The organism is Peredibacter starrii, from assembly GCF_034259205.1.
GTDB lineage: Bacteria > Bdellovibrionota > Bacteriovoracia > Bacteriovoracales > Bacteriovoracaceae > Peredibacter > Peredibacter starrii.
The window spans coordinates 3142315-3157317 of sequence record NZ_CP139487.1 but is presented as its reverse complement, the minus strand read 5'-3'; the positions used below and the strand labels follow the sequence as shown (position 1 = coordinate 3157317).

The 15003-nt window shown below is 42.3% G+C and carries 16 protein-coding genes; 14 read left to right on the top strand and 2 right to left on the bottom strand.

Translation table 11 applies throughout. The annotated features are described in order from the left end of the window. Positions 1–48 precede the first annotated feature (48 nt). Genes SOO65_RS15660 through sixA form a run of 4 tightly spaced genes read left to right on the top strand, consistent with a single transcriptional unit; the run spans position 49 to position 3125 of the window. Positions 49–894 carry a GNAT family N-acetyltransferase gene (locus tag SOO65_RS15660; RefSeq protein WP_321392319.1) on the top strand — a complete coding sequence of 282 codons (846 nt, stop codon included), beginning with the start codon at positions 49–51 and terminating at the stop codon, positions 892–894. Beyond that, a complete protein-coding gene (locus SOO65_RS15655; RefSeq protein WP_321392316.1) occupies positions 891–1682 on the top strand; it encodes a lysophospholipid acyltransferase family protein in 792 nt (263 codons plus the stop codon). The genes SOO65_RS15660 and SOO65_RS15655 overlap by 4 nt, the downstream gene beginning before the upstream one ends. Beyond that, a complete protein-coding gene (gene rocF / locus SOO65_RS15650) occupies positions 1669–2634 on the top strand; it encodes an arginase (protein WP_321392313.1) in 966 nt (321 codons plus the stop codon). The genes SOO65_RS15655 and rocF overlap by 14 nt, the downstream gene beginning before the upstream one ends. Continuing rightward, positions 2631–3125, top strand: a complete 495-nt coding sequence (gene sixA / locus SOO65_RS15645) for a phosphohistidine phosphatase SixA (RefSeq protein ID WP_321392306.1) — start codon at positions 2631–2633, stop codon at positions 3123–3125. Before rocF ends, sixA begins: the two co-directional genes overlap by 4 nt. On the opposite strand, the gene SOO65_RS15640 is transcribed toward sixA, so the two are convergent. Continuing rightward, on the bottom strand, positions 3122–4225 hold the full coding sequence (locus SOO65_RS15640; protein ID WP_321392303.1) for an outer membrane beta-barrel protein: 1104 nt from the start codon (positions 4223–4225) through the stop codon (positions 3122–3124). The two genes, sixA and SOO65_RS15640, sit on opposite strands and share 4 nt — an antisense overlap. Before the next feature lie 835 nt (positions 4226–5060). On the opposite strand from SOO65_RS15640, the gene SOO65_RS15635 reads away from it, so the two are divergent. From SOO65_RS15635 to SOO65_RS15605, 7 genes are all read left to right on the top strand, one after another. Next, a complete protein-coding gene (locus tag SOO65_RS15635) occupies positions 5061–5786 on the top strand; it encodes a sensor histidine kinase (RefSeq protein ID WP_321392300.1) in 726 nt (241 codons plus the stop codon). A 95-nt stretch (positions 5787–5881) separates the two neighbouring features. Further along, positions 5882–6517: a response regulator transcription factor gene (locus SOO65_RS15630; protein WP_321392297.1), complete on the top strand. Its 636-nt coding sequence runs from the start codon at positions 5882–5884 to the stop codon at positions 6515–6517. A gap of 143 nt (positions 6518–6660) precedes the next feature. After that, a complete protein-coding gene (locus tag SOO65_RS15625; RefSeq protein ID WP_321392294.1) occupies positions 6661–7395 on the top strand; it encodes an acyl-[acyl-carrier-protein] thioesterase in 735 nt (244 codons plus the stop codon). 76 nt (positions 7396–7471) lie between these two features. Continuing rightward, positions 7472–8047: a hypothetical protein gene (locus SOO65_RS15620; RefSeq protein WP_321392292.1), complete on the top strand. Its 576-nt coding sequence runs from the start codon at positions 7472–7474 to the stop codon at positions 8045–8047. Continuing rightward, a complete protein-coding gene (locus tag SOO65_RS15615) occupies positions 8044–8400 on the top strand; it encodes an SET domain-containing protein-lysine N-methyltransferase (RefSeq protein WP_321392289.1) in 357 nt (118 codons plus the stop codon). Before SOO65_RS15620 ends, SOO65_RS15615 begins: the two co-directional genes overlap by 4 nt. A gap of 116 nt (positions 8401–8516) precedes the next feature. Further along, the gene (locus tag SOO65_RS15610; protein ID WP_321392286.1) at positions 8517–9320 is read left to right on the top strand and encodes a hypothetical protein; all 804 of its coding nucleotides are present in this window, start codon (positions 8517–8519) and stop codon (positions 9318–9320) included. A 12-nt stretch (positions 9321–9332) separates the two neighbouring features. Then, the gene (locus SOO65_RS15605; protein ID WP_321392283.1) at positions 9333–10478 is read left to right on the top strand and encodes a trans-sulfuration enzyme family protein; all 1146 of its coding nucleotides are present in this window, start codon (positions 9333–9335) and stop codon (positions 10476–10478) included. 156 nt (positions 10479–10634) lie between these two features. Here SOO65_RS15605 and SOO65_RS15600 read toward each other — a convergent pair whose 3' ends face one another. Continuing rightward, positions 10635–10757, bottom strand: a complete 123-nt coding sequence (locus SOO65_RS15600; protein ID WP_321392280.1) for a hypothetical protein — start codon at positions 10755–10757, stop codon at positions 10635–10637. 319 nt (positions 10758–11076) lie between these two features. Here SOO65_RS15600 and SOO65_RS15595 point away from each other — a divergent pair, with 319 nt between their 5' ends. The 3 genes from SOO65_RS15595 (at position 11077) to SOO65_RS15585 (ending at position 14955) form a co-directional block, all read left to right on the top strand. Further along, positions 11077–11898, top strand: coding sequence for a hypothetical protein (locus SOO65_RS15595; protein ID WP_321392277.1), 822 nt, complete (start codon positions 11077–11079; stop codon positions 11896–11898). Between the two features lie 103 nt (positions 11899–12001). Beyond that, positions 12002–13114 carry a hypothetical protein gene (locus tag SOO65_RS15590; protein ID WP_321392269.1) on the top strand — a complete coding sequence of 371 codons (1113 nt, stop codon included), beginning with the start codon at positions 12002–12004 and terminating at the stop codon, positions 13112–13114. A gap of 23 nt (positions 13115–13137) precedes the next feature. Next, the gene (locus SOO65_RS15585; RefSeq protein WP_321392266.1) at positions 13138–14955 is read left to right on the top strand and encodes a monovalent cation:proton antiporter-2 (CPA2) family protein; all 1818 of its coding nucleotides are present in this window, start codon (positions 13138–13140) and stop codon (positions 14953–14955) included. Positions 14956–15003 lie beyond the last annotated feature (48 nt).

Sequence of the window (15003 nt, the reverse complement as noted above, 5' to 3'; positions counted from 1 at the left end):
CCATTCTCTTGGAAGAATATTAGTAAATAACTTACACAAAGGGCGTGAATGGAAGTCGGCGCATTATGGTTTAACACCCAGTTTACCATCGGAAGAGTACCTCACTATCTAAAGCTTAAAAGCCTTGAAGGCAAGATCCTTCGTCCGGCCTATCAGATCGATTTTGAGAACGATTACTATCAGGTGAAGACCGTTAACCATCCTGAAGAACTTGCCCAAGTGTTGGCGCTTCGTTTTGAAGTGTTCTTTAGAGAGTTCTCTACTCAGAAGGTGACATTCTCCTTGTTTCCCTATGACGTAGATATGCACGATTTCGTTTGTGACCATTTGATTGTGAAGGACAAGGCCCTGAATAAGGTCGTGGCATGTTATAGACTCTTGTCCACAAATACTGATCGTTCCTTTAAACGCTTTTACTCAGAAGGGGAGTTTCAAATTGATGAGCTCTTGAAGGCCCCGGGGCATAAGCTGGAACTAGGCAGGGCCTGCGTTCACAAAGACTATCGTAAAGGCGCGGTGATTTCGCTTCTATGGAAAGGTCTGATTGAATACGCCAAAAAATCCGGCACTCGTTATATGTTCGGGTGCTCAAGCATTAACCGAAAGGACTTTGGTAGTGTGGCGGAAATGATGGAACAACTCGAAAAACAAAACAGTTTCATTGCAAACTTTGAAGTGGGAGTTCAGGCGAAGTACAAGTTGAAATTCAGTCTTCCAGTAAATGCAGAGAAGTCTGGTGGGAAGGCCATGGGCTCGCTCATGCACATGTACCTTCTTGCTGGAGCAAAATTAGGTCGCACCTTGGCCTATGATGCTGAAATGGATTGCCTGGACATGTTCACATTGATGGATATGAATGAACTCCCGGCATCTTTTGAACGGAGGTTTGCTTGATTTCAGAAAGCATTGAGAAAAAAGAACTAACAAATCCACTTTATGTGTTCATTGGTCTGTTCCGTTTTCTTGCCTTCTTTCTTGTGATCATGTCTTTCTTAGTGGTTCATTCACTAATGGCCTTCTTTATTACAAACGAAAAGAAGCGTTTGAAGGTTTACCTTAAGAGCATTCCTTTCTTTGCTCAGCTTGGATTATTGATCCTGAACGTCAAGGTCTCCCTAGATGGTACAAGAGGCGAAGTAAAACAAAGGCTCATCGTGGCCAATCATCTCTCTTACCTTGACGTTTTGATCCTCTCGGCATTTTACCCATCGCTTTTTATTACCTCAGTTGAAATTCGAGAGACTTTCTTGTTGGGTCAGTTAACGAATCTTGCCGGTTGTTTCTTTGTCGAAAGAAGAAAAATTAAACGCACAGAACATACTAAGCAAAATGAATTAAACGACATCTCTGAGAAGTTAAGAAATGGCCACAACATCTTTCTGTTTCCGGAAGGAACAAGTTCAGATGGTTGTCAGGTGCTTCCGTTTAAATCGACCTTCTTCCAACTCGCAGTTGAAGCGAATATTCCGGTGCTTCCTTTAACTCTTTCTTATTCAGGAGCAGGAAGTGAAGCGGTGCCATGGTATGGAAAGATGACTTTCCCGGATCATCTTTTTCGCCTCTGTATGCAAAAAGAAATTTATGCTCACGTCATTCGCCTTCCTGAAGTGAAGGGGGATGATCGCTTTTACTTGGCAAAAACCACCCAGGATATGATTCGGACCACTTATGAAAGATATTAAAGTTATCGGTATCCCTTTTGATTTTGGTCAGGACCACATTGGTGTAAGGCTCGCTCCCCATGTTCTAAGAGAGGCCAATCTTATTCCTCGTCTTCAGAATATTGTGAAGACTGAAGATCTGGGCGACATCATTTTTCCTTTCAAATTAGTCGAGGCCAAGAAAGATAAATACATTAAGCATTCTCTTGGTGCTGGTCTCGGAACAAAGGCCATTAGTGATCGTTTAGAAGAGGAAGACTTGTCGAAAAGTTTTCTCCTTAACGTCGGTGGAGACCATGGATTGGGTCTAGGAACAATCCATGGTCTTCTTTCACATCATCCGGAAAGTGTGGTGGTTTGGGCCGATGCTCATGGAGACATTAACACTCCGGAAACTTCTCCCAGTGGGAACTTTCACGGAATGCCTTTAGCGTTTTTATTGGGTCTGTCTCAGCACCCTCACTTTGGTTGGATCCGTCGCAAGCTACTTCCGAATAAACTTATCTTCTTCGGTCCACGAGATCTCGATGAAGGAGAAAAAGACATCATCGCTCGTCATAACATTCAGTACTACTCATCTGAAGACATCAATCGTTTAGGTGCTAAAGAAGTCATTGAGATGGCGCTCCATAAGGCAGATCCTTTTGGTATTTGCCCCATTCACCTAAGTTTTGACGTGGACGTCTTTGATCAAATGGACATTGACTCAACTGGCACTAAAGTTCCCTATGGACCGAAGCTAGAAGAGCTCTTTTTGATGGGTGGTGTTCTTGCAGAAACCGGACGTTTAAAGAGCATGGATTTGGTGGAACTTAATCCTCAAATTGGTGATGCGGCCAGTGTAGAACGCTCTATTGCATTAGTGTTAGAGTTCGTGGAGGCCACCTTGGGCCAGGTCTTTCACGCTGGAAAAGAAAAGAAACCAATGCCTGCCATGTTAGAGGCAAGAACAACTTCAGGTCGTTATTTATGAAACTCATTTTTGTAAGACATGGTACTGCAGAAGATAAAAAGAAAAATCAAACTGAGATGGATGATTTTAAGCGTCGCCTAACAAAGGACGGGGCCCAGGAAGTAAAGGAGATGGTTCACTCTCTTCACTTTATTTTTCGTAAAATTGACGTGATCTATACCAGTCCCTTGTTTCGTGCCGTTCAGACGGCGAACATCGTTTATTCGGAAAACCACAAGAGTGAATACGAAATTCTGACCACCCTGGATCCATTCTCGACACCCAAGGAATTCAAAAACTCAATCAATGACCTTGATACAGATGGTGTGTATTGTTTTGTGGGACATGAGCCTTTGCTTTCTCAGTCTATGAATTATCTCTTGAATAAAAACTGTGAGATTAGAATTGAATTAGAGAAGGGGGGAGTAGCAGTTTTAGCGGGGGAAAGTCTTGAGGAGTTGAAACTCACTACAATCCTTTCGCCCCGAATGGTAACTAAGTTAGACTTTTAAAACCACATCGATAAAGAAGTCACAAGAAATCCTTCAAGGCGGTTTTTGCCGGCCGAGCCTTGCGGATAGATTCTATCATGGGAATAGAAGCCACGAAGCTCTGTTCTCCACATGGTGTTTTCATCTAGTTTTTGATCATAACCTGTTGCAAGAGAAGTTACGCGGAAGCCGTTTGGAGTACTCGTCACTACGTTGGCCTGATGTGGATCAGCGTAGTATTCTGCTCTCATGGCAACCGTGCGTTTCTGATCAAGCGGGTGTCTCACTGTAAATGCTGTTGTAAACCAGGCATCGACGCCATCATTTTCTTGCTGAGATTGGTGACCAATATCAAAAGTATAGATGTACTGCCAGGCATCTGATTGAAGCCACTGGAAAATGAAATTGTGGTAAGCGCGGAAACGAGAACTCTGGCTTACGACTTCTTCATCACCGAAGAAGTTATTGTAAGTGAAGGTGAAGGCCGGAGTAACAGCATTCTTATACTGCATCCCGATCGCTTTCCCTTGATTGTTTTCTGAGATTGTTTGCCAGCCGTTTAGTAGCTGAAGCTGGAAGCTTTGGTTGTTATCGATGAAGTGCTCAAGTCTCGCTCCTGAAGAATAATAAGGAACGTAATCGAGAGAAAGGGCACGAGTGTAAATCCAGTTATCTTTTGAGATCCAAGACTCCGCCCCGATGTTCCCTAGAAAAATACCCATGTCGATCCAGGTTCTTTCTCCGATCTTTGTACCGACATAAGCTTCTTGGAAAATCTTTGAATCATTCGGACCTGAAGTAGCACCTTGAGTAGGTTCGCTCGAATAATTCTTCGTAACGGAGTTACCGTATTGAAGGGCAAGACGACCACGTGATTTTTCTTTCTTCAAGATTGCTTCAACGTAAGCAAGGTTAATGTTGAATTCATTATGACGAACAGGTTGAGTTGTGAATTGTCTTTCGTGATCTTTCGGTTGATTGAAGTCATAAGCATAGTAGGTGTCTAAGAAACCACCGAAACTCATGTCCTTAGTGATTTTAGAAATTTGATTGTCTTCAACTACATTGGCCAACGTTGTTGAAGAAATAAAAAGTAACATGAGAAACTGAAACATACGCATCTTGCATCCTGTATTAGAGTAAACTTCCTTGCCCTCGTCCCAGAGGACATTCCAACAAGAGTGACACGAATATCATTTTTTGAAAAGCAAATCTCTCTGGTATGCGTAGTTCAAGATAGATGTGTGCCATAACCGTTCTAATGCAGTATAGAAAATTACGGATTTATCAAGAAAGAAATTCTACTGCACTATGTACAATCATTACATGAAGAGTTTTGTAATTCTTTTATCAATACTCAGTGCTTTTTCTCTCCTGATTGCGATTTTTGCGGCCATACAAAGTAGAGAAGACAAACAAATCAGATTTTCTCCCTTGGTAGAGTTATGGTTGTCTTTTGCTTTTATGCATCTGTTTATCTTATTGGCCATTGACTTGGACAGGGAGTCTTCCCCTTTCATGATGATCAGTTGGTTATGGCCGATGCGGGGAATGTGGCGCTATCTCGATTCTTTTCACGTGGGGTTGAGAAAGACCCCGGGGGTCATTCTTCTGGTCGGGGCATTAATGAGTCTCATATACATAATGATGGGTTATCCCTTTGTGACTTTCTCTCTACCTTTCTTCGTAGGTTTTTGTGTCAGTGGATTAGTGTTTGTATGGAACACACTCAAAACCATGATCAAGGTCTCAGAAGATGTAAGAGGGACGATGTTAATGTTTACGCTTTTTTCGGCCCTTCAGATAATCGTCCCTTTTTGGGAAGTAAGTGATCAGATTATGAATTTAAGTCTAGTGAGTAACACCATAATACTGATAATCATGGGGGTGACCTCACTGTTCGCTACTCTTAATCCTCATCGAAAGGAAAAACCTTTCATACATGAGGAGGATCTTTTGGATAAGGCAAAATTTTTTGAACTTGGCATGATGTCGGCCGGTATCGCTCATGAGATTAATAATCCACTGACTATTATCCAGGCCCGAACTACACAGCTTCTTAGAATTTATCGAAACCCTGAACAGCAAAAAGAACTCGCTCAAGGACTGCAGCAAATTCTTTATACCACTGACCGCATAGACCGCACCATCAAGAGTGTTCGTAACGTTTTCTATCAGCAGGATCAACTTCCTTACGAACGGATAGAACTTAAAACCCTGCTTGATAATGTATTGGTTTTTTGCGGCCAGCGCTTACAAAACCATGGCATTGAACTGCGATTAAGTGAAGTTGAAGGAATTTATCTTAGAGGACATGAAGTTCAGTTGGAACAGGTATTCGTAAACCTCGTTAACAATTCTCTTGATGCCATTGATGGTGAGAACGAAAAATGGATTGAATTATCGACTGTGCAAAGAAACGGATACATTGATATTTATTTCAAGGATTCAGGCAATGGTATTTCACCTGAAGTGGTCGAGCACATGATGGAGCCGTTCTTTTCTACCAAAGGCAACAAGGGCACGGGCCTGGGTCTTACACTCATCAATGCCATTCTTCACAAACATGGTGGAAACATTTCATATGTTCCAAATGCTCCTCATACAACCTTCCTAATTGAATTACCAATGGATGAGAGAGGCGCGAGAGGAGTGAATTATGAAAGTTTCTCCATTCAATGATATTGGAAAAAGTATGGAATCCATTTTTTGGAAACCGTTACCTCGGTTTTAGTGACTGCGAAATTATGGCACTCTCTTCTTACCAGGAGGATGTTATGACAAAGATTTTAGTTGTTTCGAATGACGAGCAGTTTGCAAGAATGCTCAACTATACTTTAACTTACAATGGTTTCATTGTCGAAGCAGCTCCCACATTGGACCATGCCTGGAAATACCTGCAAGAAATTCACTTTGATCTGATATTACTCGATTATAAATTTCGTGAAGGTAATGGCCTGGACTTTTGTAAAGAACTCAGACATTGCGGCTCAGGTGCCGCCATGGTGGTAATGGGTGAATGCTATGATGAAGTTTCTATTTTGCATGGCATGTATTCAGGAATGGATGATTATATTTTAAAACCATTCAACATGTCTGAGCTTAAGATGATTCTCAATAAACAACTGGAGAGAAAACGTCTGATGGCAAGACCGATTGTATATGGTGATCTGCGGATTGATCTAGCGCGAAGTCTTGTGACTGTGAAAGATAAAATTCTTTCTCTAGGGAAAAAAGAGATGGATATTATGGTCATCTTAGCGCGTAAAGCAGGAAGAATCGCTTGGGCAGATAAACTTTTGACTGAAGAAAGAATCAAACTCCTCAGTAAAAAACTTGCTAATGTGGCCGGTGAGGCGTTGCAGATTAAATCCATTAGTGGAGTTGGCTACAAGCTTGTTTCTTGCGGATAAAATGAGAATAAGTTTCTTCACATCTGGGCCTAATTTTCATATTCTGATCTTGTTCAGATGAAACAGTTGAGAGTAAAATCAAAACTGATAACCAAGCTGGATTAAAAAGGCCGTCTTAGGATGGCCTTTTTATTTTTATATCTATGAAAGAAACTATCTGGACCCAAACATACAATGTTAATACTTTTCTGGTGAATCCTCAGAAGAAGTTAGGACTTTATGGTCTTTTGAATCTTCTTCAGGACACCGCCTGGATTCATGCCACTCATCTGGGACACGGTTATGAGGCGATGATTCAGGAACAGACCGCTTGGGTGCTCACAAGACAAAAACTTAGTATGAACCGTTGGCCCAAGTGGGGTGACGATATTGAACTCAGGACCTGGGTCCGTCCTATCAATGGCATTTTTGCCGTTCGGGATTTTGAGATTCTAGATCAAGGTGAGAAGTTCGGTGAATGTACCACTCAATGGCTGATCCTTGATTTAAAGACCAGAAAACCTGCCGCAGTTGGACTGCAGGATCAAGGTCAATTCCGCATGGACGCGCCACCCTTTTTGGAAGCAGGGAAGATCCATCTCAAAAATGATTTAAAAGAAATGGCCCAGTTCCAAGTTCGCAATAGCGATCTCGATCTCAATGGACACGTTAATAATACTCGTTATGCTCAATGGATTTTGGATTCCATTTCAGAGGCCAAGCATCGCCAATATACCTTGAAAGAATATGAGGTGAATTTCATCGCAGAGACCATGTCAAATGACACGATCGTGATTTACGGTGGTGCTTTGTCAGAGGACAAATTCCAATTTCAGGGATTCAGAACACAGGATCAAAAAGTCGTTTTTTCAGCAACTTTAAAAGTCGCGGAAAACTAGTGCGGGGCAATTGCCGCCATTAGTATTCATTTGTCGATTTTTTATGCCAGACTAGGCTCCTCGAAAAGGAGCCTGAATGAGATCACTATTTCTTCTTTTAACTTTACTGTTTTCGTTCAATTCATTTGCTGTTGTTCCCGAGGCCGCTTATACATTTGAATTTAATGTAAAAATGCTTCGAATGAGTCGGACTCGAGAAGATAAAGTAAATGAGGCAATTGAACTTCTTCGTAAAGTATTCACTTCGCCTGAATTCAGAAGAAGAATTTTGAATCATCGATATAACGGCAGAAAGGGATTTGCGAATAACCGCGGCATGAGCAATTTACAAATTTATAATGCCATTCTGGCCGGGGTCGAGAAGCTAAAACCTATGCGTAACAATGCTATGGATCTTGAGTTGGAACTTTATACTGATCATGATTCGAAAGTGATGGGCTACACACTTCCCCGTAGCAAACGTATCTGGATGAACACCAAATTCTTTAACCGCCATACCCCAGCGAATGTTGCTTCAAATCTTACTCATGAATGGCTTCATAAACTAGGGTTCGATCATGACTATAAGGCGACCTGGAAGCGACAGTATTCTGTTCCTTATGGCATTGGATACATTGTAAGGGAACTCGCAAGAAAGCCTTGGAAACTATGATTAAGGTCTTCATTGAACATGACCCGAAGAAGGGTCGTGGTGTTTTTGCCGATCAGAAAATTGAGAAACAACAAATCATTGAAGAATGTGAACTACTTCTGATGGATCTGCATGAAGTCGGTCCTACGTTAGAGGGCTATGTTTATCAATACAGCAAAAAGTTAGTTGCGCTTGCCCTCGGGAATGGCTCTCTTTATAACCATTCGAACCAACCTAATAGTCGTTTCTACTTTAACTATCGAAAGAAGCTTCTGTGCATCGAATCCCTGAGAGAAATTAAATCCGGCGAAGAGATAACTGTGGATTACGGATACACAGAAGAAGAAAAGCAAAAGTTTAACCTGATTCATTAATTTACAGATGCCGATGGTTACGATCAAATATGGGTATGTTGAAATCATGCCTTTCCTTGCTTTTGTGTCTTCTTCTTTTGCCGAAAGTATCCTTTGCTGCGGAGAAAGGCCCTGTTGTGCGAGAGGTTTCACCCGAGGTATTTGAGCACCTTGTAAAAAGCGGCAAGGCCCACCAAATTCATCTTTCACAAACCGACGAAGAAAAAATCAAAAAGAAAAAAGAAGAGGAGCGTCTAGAGAAGGCCAGTAATGACGCCAATAACTTTGCTGATATCTTTACCGATTTTGGTACTGGTGGAACGAAGGACGCAGCACTTGTCATTTTCGCCATCGTTGGAGTGGTGGTGGTTGTTGCCTGGATTCCCTATGTCCCCGTTCTCTTTTATGACTATGCCACTGGTGATAAGGAGAAATTCCAAATATCTCAAATGGCGACGTTACAAGGAACAACGATTATCGGCGAGGGTGACGAGCAAACAGCACGGCACGGGGGTCTATTAGGGGCCCGTTACTCCGTATTTGTTGAAGAGATTGAAAAAGCTAGCTCCATTAAGAAGGGACTTTCTTTTGAGTCCGGTTATTATTCAACCAAAGAAGATACAGTCAGTGTTGATAGCTCTGAAGTACGCAGAGAAGGGGCCTACTGGTTAGTAGGGCCAACTCTCATGGTGGGGGATAAGATTGATTTTAATAATTCAATCTTTGCAAAGCTTGATCTTATGGGAGGAACTTCTTTTGATCGAGACTTAGGGCTGGTCATGAAGGCCGACTTCTCCGCGAATTGGCTCTTTAGAAGTGGATTTACTTTTGGAGCAGGGATTGGTGGGCTTTACCTACATGTCAAAGATGACGAAGGGGTCCTGGCGGATGCGAATGATATCGCGCTTACTTTCAGTGGAATTATGGGATACGCATTTTAATGCGAGGGAAATATGCAAAAAAATAGATCTGAATGGAACGTAAACACCAAGCTTAATCACCCGGTAGAAATTAAAATTCCGGAAGGCAATAAACCTTTGATTCAACCGATTTTTCTGTCGGCAAAATATTATCCAAGTGAATCTCAACCTTACTTTGAACAGTTTATGTATTCTCGGGTCTCGAATCCCACCACACGACAGTTGGAATTGACTCTCGCTGAAATTCAAAAGCGTGAAGATTGTATGGTGGTTGGATCAGGTGTCGCGGCCTTGACTGGAACTTTTCTGGGGCTTCTTAAAACCGGAGATCATATCATCTCTTTTAAAGAGTCTTATCGTCCCAGCCGTGTGTTTATCCGTGACAGTCTTTCTCACTTTGGAATTACCTCAACGTTTCTAAGTTTGACGGAGATGAATCAGCTAGAAAGTGCCATTGTATCTGGAAAGACCAAGCTCATTCATTTTGAAAGTCCTTCTAATCCCAACCTTGAGATCGCTGATATTGAGAAGATCATTAGTGTCGCCCGAAAATATAATGTACTAGTAAGTATGGACGGAACCTTTGCGGGCCTTCATCAGCATACTCAATTCGATGTAGACATCATGATCCATAGTCTCACCAAATTTGGTAATGGTCACGGAGATGTTATCGCCGGTTGTATTGCTGGTAAGAGCATTGTCCTTAAGCAAATTCGTGAGATGTGTCTGCAGTTAGGTGCGGCCCTTGATCCTCATGCTGCCTACCTTATTACTCGGGGCCTTAAGACCTATATGCTTCGCTATGCTCGACAGACTGAAACGGCCCAAAAGATTGTAACGTTTCTTGAATCCCATCCGAAAATTAAATGGGTGAGATATCCTAATTCAGAACTTGCCCGAAGACAGATGAGAGACATGGGAAGTACCATCTCATTTGAAGTGGATCCTTCTATTGCAAAAAGTGCGGATAATTTTTGTCACAAATTAAAACTCATTCAATTGGCAGCAAGTCTTGGTTCAACTGAATCAGTCATCGCACCTACGCTCGCATTCTTTGGGCTCGATCTCACACCAGAAGAGCGTGAATCGATGCTACTCACACCATATTCAGTTCGACTATCAGTCGGACTTGAGGACGCAGAGGATTTGATCAGGGATTTAGAAGCAGCACTTGCCTAGGAATTTGGGACCGGAGTGAGAGCTCCGGCCCAAACTAAAGACCTGTGAGAGGGGAATGTGAAAGTTCAAATCCTTCGCGTGAGATACGCCTGTTGGTGGTTGAAGCTTTCTATTTCGAATTAGTTTTGAAGACAATCAGGCATGTAAAAAATCACATCACATTGAATCAACGAAATATTCATCTTCATCTTGATCATCAATTCCTTCATCATCATTCTCGATTGTGATGTAAAGGGCATAGATGGTTAAAGCATAGAGAACCAATAGCCAGAGTTCCATAGTTGATATTTTAACACTTCTACCTTCCTTTATTTGCTAAAGATTAAATAAAGTCTGAATACCTAACTTAGTGAGTTTCTCCTTTTACTATGAGGGGAAGAATAGGTTTCTAGGTAATTAGAGGCTTTTTCCAAAAGAGCGGGCACTTTTATAACCCACAAATCTTAAAAAAGTGTGGAGGCCCATTTTCCTTCCACAATCCCTGCATATTCGAATTTCTTGCCTACCTTAAACACCAAAATGCTCTGTGTGAGGATCACTTTACACATCAACGAATGCAGAGACAGGGAAGTGTCTGTAGCAAAACCAAGGAAGGTACATGAGCAAAATCTGGGCCCTATTATTTTTATCTCTTTTCCTCGTCGCTTGTAATAAAGACGACGGATCGGGAAGTGATTGTACAGATACAGCGCAAGCAGAGGAAACGGGTTCAACTGATTGTACAGTGACTCAACCACCAGTGACCGGTGAAACAACTGGCTCAACTGACGGAGGCACAACTGGTTCAACTACAGGTACTACAACTGGTGGTGGAACTACTGGTTCAACAACAGGTGGCACGACTGGATCTACCACTGGTGGAACAACAGGATCTACAACTGGCGGTTCAACTACTGGCGGCACAACAGGTGGTCTTCCTACTGAGGCCTACACATTTGATACCGACATTCTTTTTGTAAATACAACTTCTACTCAGCAGGCCAAGTTTGATAAGGCCATTGAGATGATTAAGGCCGTAGTGGCAACTGAAGAGTTTCGCAGCCGAGTTTTAAATCACACATACAACGGAAAGAAGACTTTCGTCGATAATGGTGGTTTTACAAATGCACAGATCTATCAAAAGATCCTGGAAGCTGCTGAAAAACTTTTCCCGGAAAAAAACAATACGATGAATATGGAAGTTGAGTTGTATTACGCCGCCACAACGACTGTGGGTTATACTTACGCAAACAGCAAGCGAATTTGGGTGAACACTAAGTACTTCAATACAAACTCAACAGGTGGAGTCGCTGCAAACTTGTTCCATGAATGGTTGCACAAAATTGGCTTTGGTCACGCTACATCTTACTCGACGAGCCGTGATTACTCTGTTCCTTACGCAATCGGACGAATGATCAGTTCCATTGGGAATTCACTTTAAACTGTTTTCCTGATTTTTTTCTAAAGGTCGGCCCATCTTCGGATGGGCCTTTTTATTCCCACGGGTCTTGTTAAGAAACTCTGCTTCTGAATATGCTTTCATCATGAAGAAGCTGTTCTTCTTTTTAATTTTTTGTATTTCATGCTCTACATTGGCCCGTCCAAAGATGGACCAGCTTGAATTACAGGAAGATGTTCAACGCTTTTTTAGTCGTTTTGTGGAGAGGGTCGTTCAGGCCTACTACAATCCTGAGATGTATCGCACTACCGAGCTCGGTGAAACCTCACTACGTGAATACCTTCTTTACGAATCTGAGTCTTTAAAAATCGCAACCGGTCCTTATCCTGAAGTGAATCTTCTGGATATGTTGGTTTTTATAAAACTCAATAAGGTTGTGATTCGTGACTACTGGATTCCCAAACATTATGGGAAGGCCGGTAATCAACTTTGGAAAGCGTTTCAAGTCTCCGAGGATGATATTGAGGCCATTGCAAAGAAACTCATGACTGATGAGCAGTTAAAGCAAGTGGATGAACTCGCTCGGCAGTGGTTTAAAAAAAATCCAGGGCAGTTTAGAGTAGAGAAAATAAGAATTGGGGATTTCTCTGGAATCGCCTCGAAGGTCAATAATGGCGCTGGAAATTTTCTGGAGACGTTGTCGATTTCCAACTTGCTGGTTGGAACTAAAAGCACCGTTAAGGCGGTGGACCAAATGGTCTTAGTGGCAAACCGAGGAATATTTCTGGCCCAACATCTTCCTGGGCTCATTCGACTTCAGGCAAGACTAGGTACCAACGAGATCATGGATGATGTTTCAATCCGCATGTCAAAGTCTCAGGATCTTTGGAGCAAAATTAATGAGACTCAACCTGTAGTGAATGATTTTACCGGATTGGTTGCCCAGCTTAATGAATTAGTTCTGAACACTAAACAATTAGCAGGCAAACTTCCAAAGGCAGCCTCAGGTGGGGCCAATTGGAGTGATGATTTAAAAGAGGCCCATGGAATAGTGAATACTTTAAACAGCATGCTAACTCAGATCAATAATCATCAACCTCAAAGGGCCCAGATGTTACAGGCTCTGAAGGAAGAATTCCGAGCATCGGTTTGGTTTTTGGCATTGGTGGTTGTTCTCATTGGATTATGTGTTTCTATCTTTTGGTGGGGAGGGGCCTACATCGTAAAAAAACGATTGAAGCTCAAGGAAGACATTTAATGCGAGGACTGCTAATGTAAACCATGACTAATTATTTAGACCAAGCTCTTGTATTTATCGGTTCAGCTGTTGTCCTGGTTCCCATCTTTAATAGATTAGGATTCGGTTCTGTTTTGGGTTACCTCATCGCAGGAATTCTCGTGGGACCCTTTGGACTTAAACTCATCCGTGAATCAGAAAGTGTCTTGCACTTCGCGGAACTGGGAGTGGTGCTTCTTCTCTTTATCATTGGTTTGGAAATTCAACCTCCCAAGCTCTGGTCGATGCGCAGAAATCTCCTGGGACTTGGTGGAACTCAAGTCGCTTTAACCAGTGCCATTTTTATGGGGATTGGTCTCATGAGTGGGCTTTCTCCTTTGGCCGCAGGGGTTATTGGCTTTTCCCTTTCTCTTTCATCAACCGCTTTCACGGTTCAAACCCTCACTGAACGAAATGAATTCAGAACTGAGTTTGGTCAGGCGAGTTTTTCTATTCTTCTCATGCAGGACTTAATTGCCATTCCTGCACTCGCGATCATTCCAGCATTGGCGGCAACAGGTGAATCAAACGCTTCTCTTGGAAGTGTTATGATCTTCCTTCCTTCATTTTTGATCTTCGGCTTTCTTGCTAGCCGTTTTTTAATTAGACCAATTTTCCGTGGAATTGCTTCCATTAACGCCAAAGAGATTTTCACAGTCGCAACTCTCTTCGTTGTACTGGGGGTTGCATCTCTCATGATGAAAGTTGGCCTTTCTGCCGCTCTTGGTTCGTTTATCGCCGGAGTTCTTCTGGCCGATTCTGAATATCGTCATGAACTGGAAGCAAATATCGATCCATTTAAGAGCTTACTAATGGGTCTCTTCTTCATTGCAGTAGGGATGGGAGTGAGTCTTGATCTCATCGCTTCAAAACCATTCTTCGTCATTGGCCTTGCCATCGCGTATGTGTTTCTCAAAATGCTGGTGCTCTATACCGCCGGAAGAATTTTTCGCTTCGACCATGAGAACTCAAGACAAATGGCAGTTAACCTTGCTCAGGGCGGGGAATTTGCTTTTGTGATTTTTGGAATTGTAACAAGTTCAAAACTTGCGCCTCAAGCAACTGTGGATCTTCTGACTGCGGTAGTGACACTCTCTATGGCCATGAGTCCTTTCCTGGTTCTGGGTCTCGATAAATGGAACGCCATGAGATACAAGGAAGCAGTTGAACCGAAATATGATTCGATTAAAGATGAATCACCGGAAGTCATCATTGCTGGGTTTGGTCGTTTCGGTCAAATGTTTGGTCGTATGCTTCGTTCACAAAGTATTCCCTTCATTGCCATTGACCATGATTCTGAACAAATTGAACTCATTCGTAAATTTGGCCACAAGGTCTACTATGGAGATGCTTCTCGTTTAGATCTACTTGAGGCCGCGGGTGCAAAAAAAGCAAAGTATTTTGTTCTCGCCATTGATGACATGGAGGCCTCGTTAAAAACTGCAAAGCTTCTGCGTGATCATTTTCCTCATCTGCATATCTTTGCTCGTGCACGTAACAGAGGTCACGCCTTTGAGTTAATGGAACTTGGGATTACCCACGTAAAACGTGAAACCATCGATTCAAGTATTCTCTTTATCGGAGATCTTTTGGTTGAAATGGGAGTGGATAAAGATCGCGCCAAAGAAATGGTGACGAGATTTAGAAAACACGACGAGCTTATGCTTCATGAACAATTTAAAGTTCGCAAAGACGATAAGATGTTCGTGAGTGTTTCTAAACAGGCACAGGCCCAGTTGATGCAAGTTCTTAATGATGAAACGAGCCAATCCTATTTTGAACCAAAGACAAGTAACGCGCAGCCCACTGAAGATATTGTTTGACAATTAAAACCAATGTTTTAATAATCAAACAATAATGAAAACATCAAT

What these genes read in the sequence shown, in the direction of transcription:
- sixA (WP_321392306.1), top strand. Translation starts at nt 2,631, where the DNA reads ATGAAACTCATTTTTGTAAGACATGGTACTGCAGAAGATAAAAAGAAA.
- SOO65_RS15615 (WP_321392289.1), top strand. Translation starts at nt 8,044, where the DNA reads ATGATTAAGGTCTTCATTGAACATGACCCGAAGAAGGGTCGTGGTGTT.
- SOO65_RS15585 (WP_321392266.1), top strand. Translation starts at nt 13,138, where the DNA reads ATGACTAATTATTTAGACCAAGCTCTTGTATTTATCGGTTCAGCTGTT.
- SOO65_RS15630 (WP_321392297.1), top strand. Translation starts at nt 5,882, where the DNA reads ATGACAAAGATTTTAGTTGTTTCGAATGACGAGCAGTTTGCAAGAATG.
- SOO65_RS15590 (WP_321392269.1), top strand. Translation starts at nt 12,002, where the DNA reads ATGAAGAAGCTGTTCTTCTTTTTAATTTTTTGTATTTCATGCTCTACA.
- SOO65_RS15660 (WP_321392319.1), top strand. Translation starts at nt 49, where the DNA reads ATGGAAGTCGGCGCATTATGGTTTAACACCCAGTTTACCATCGGAAGA.
- SOO65_RS15600 (WP_321392280.1), bottom strand. Translation starts at nt 10,757, where the DNA reads ATGGAACTCTGGCTATTGGTTCTCTATGCTTTAACCATCTATGCCCTT.
- rocF (WP_321392313.1), top strand. Translation starts at nt 1,669, where the DNA reads ATGAAAGATATTAAAGTTATCGGTATCCCTTTTGATTTTGGTCAGGAC.
- SOO65_RS15605 (WP_321392283.1), top strand. Translation starts at nt 9,333, where the DNA reads ATGCAAAAAAATAGATCTGAATGGAACGTAAACACCAAGCTTAATCAC.
- SOO65_RS15640 (WP_321392303.1), bottom strand. Translation starts at nt 4,225, where the DNA reads ATGCGTATGTTTCAGTTTCTCATGTTACTTTTTATTTCTTCAACAACG.
- SOO65_RS15595 (WP_321392277.1), top strand. Translation starts at nt 11,077, where the DNA reads ATGAGCAAAATCTGGGCCCTATTATTTTTATCTCTTTTCCTCGTCGCT.
- SOO65_RS15620 (WP_321392292.1), top strand. Translation starts at nt 7,472, where the DNA reads ATGAGATCACTATTTCTTCTTTTAACTTTACTGTTTTCGTTCAATTCA.
- SOO65_RS15625 (WP_321392294.1), top strand. Translation starts at nt 6,661, where the DNA reads ATGAAAGAAACTATCTGGACCCAAACATACAATGTTAATACTTTTCTG.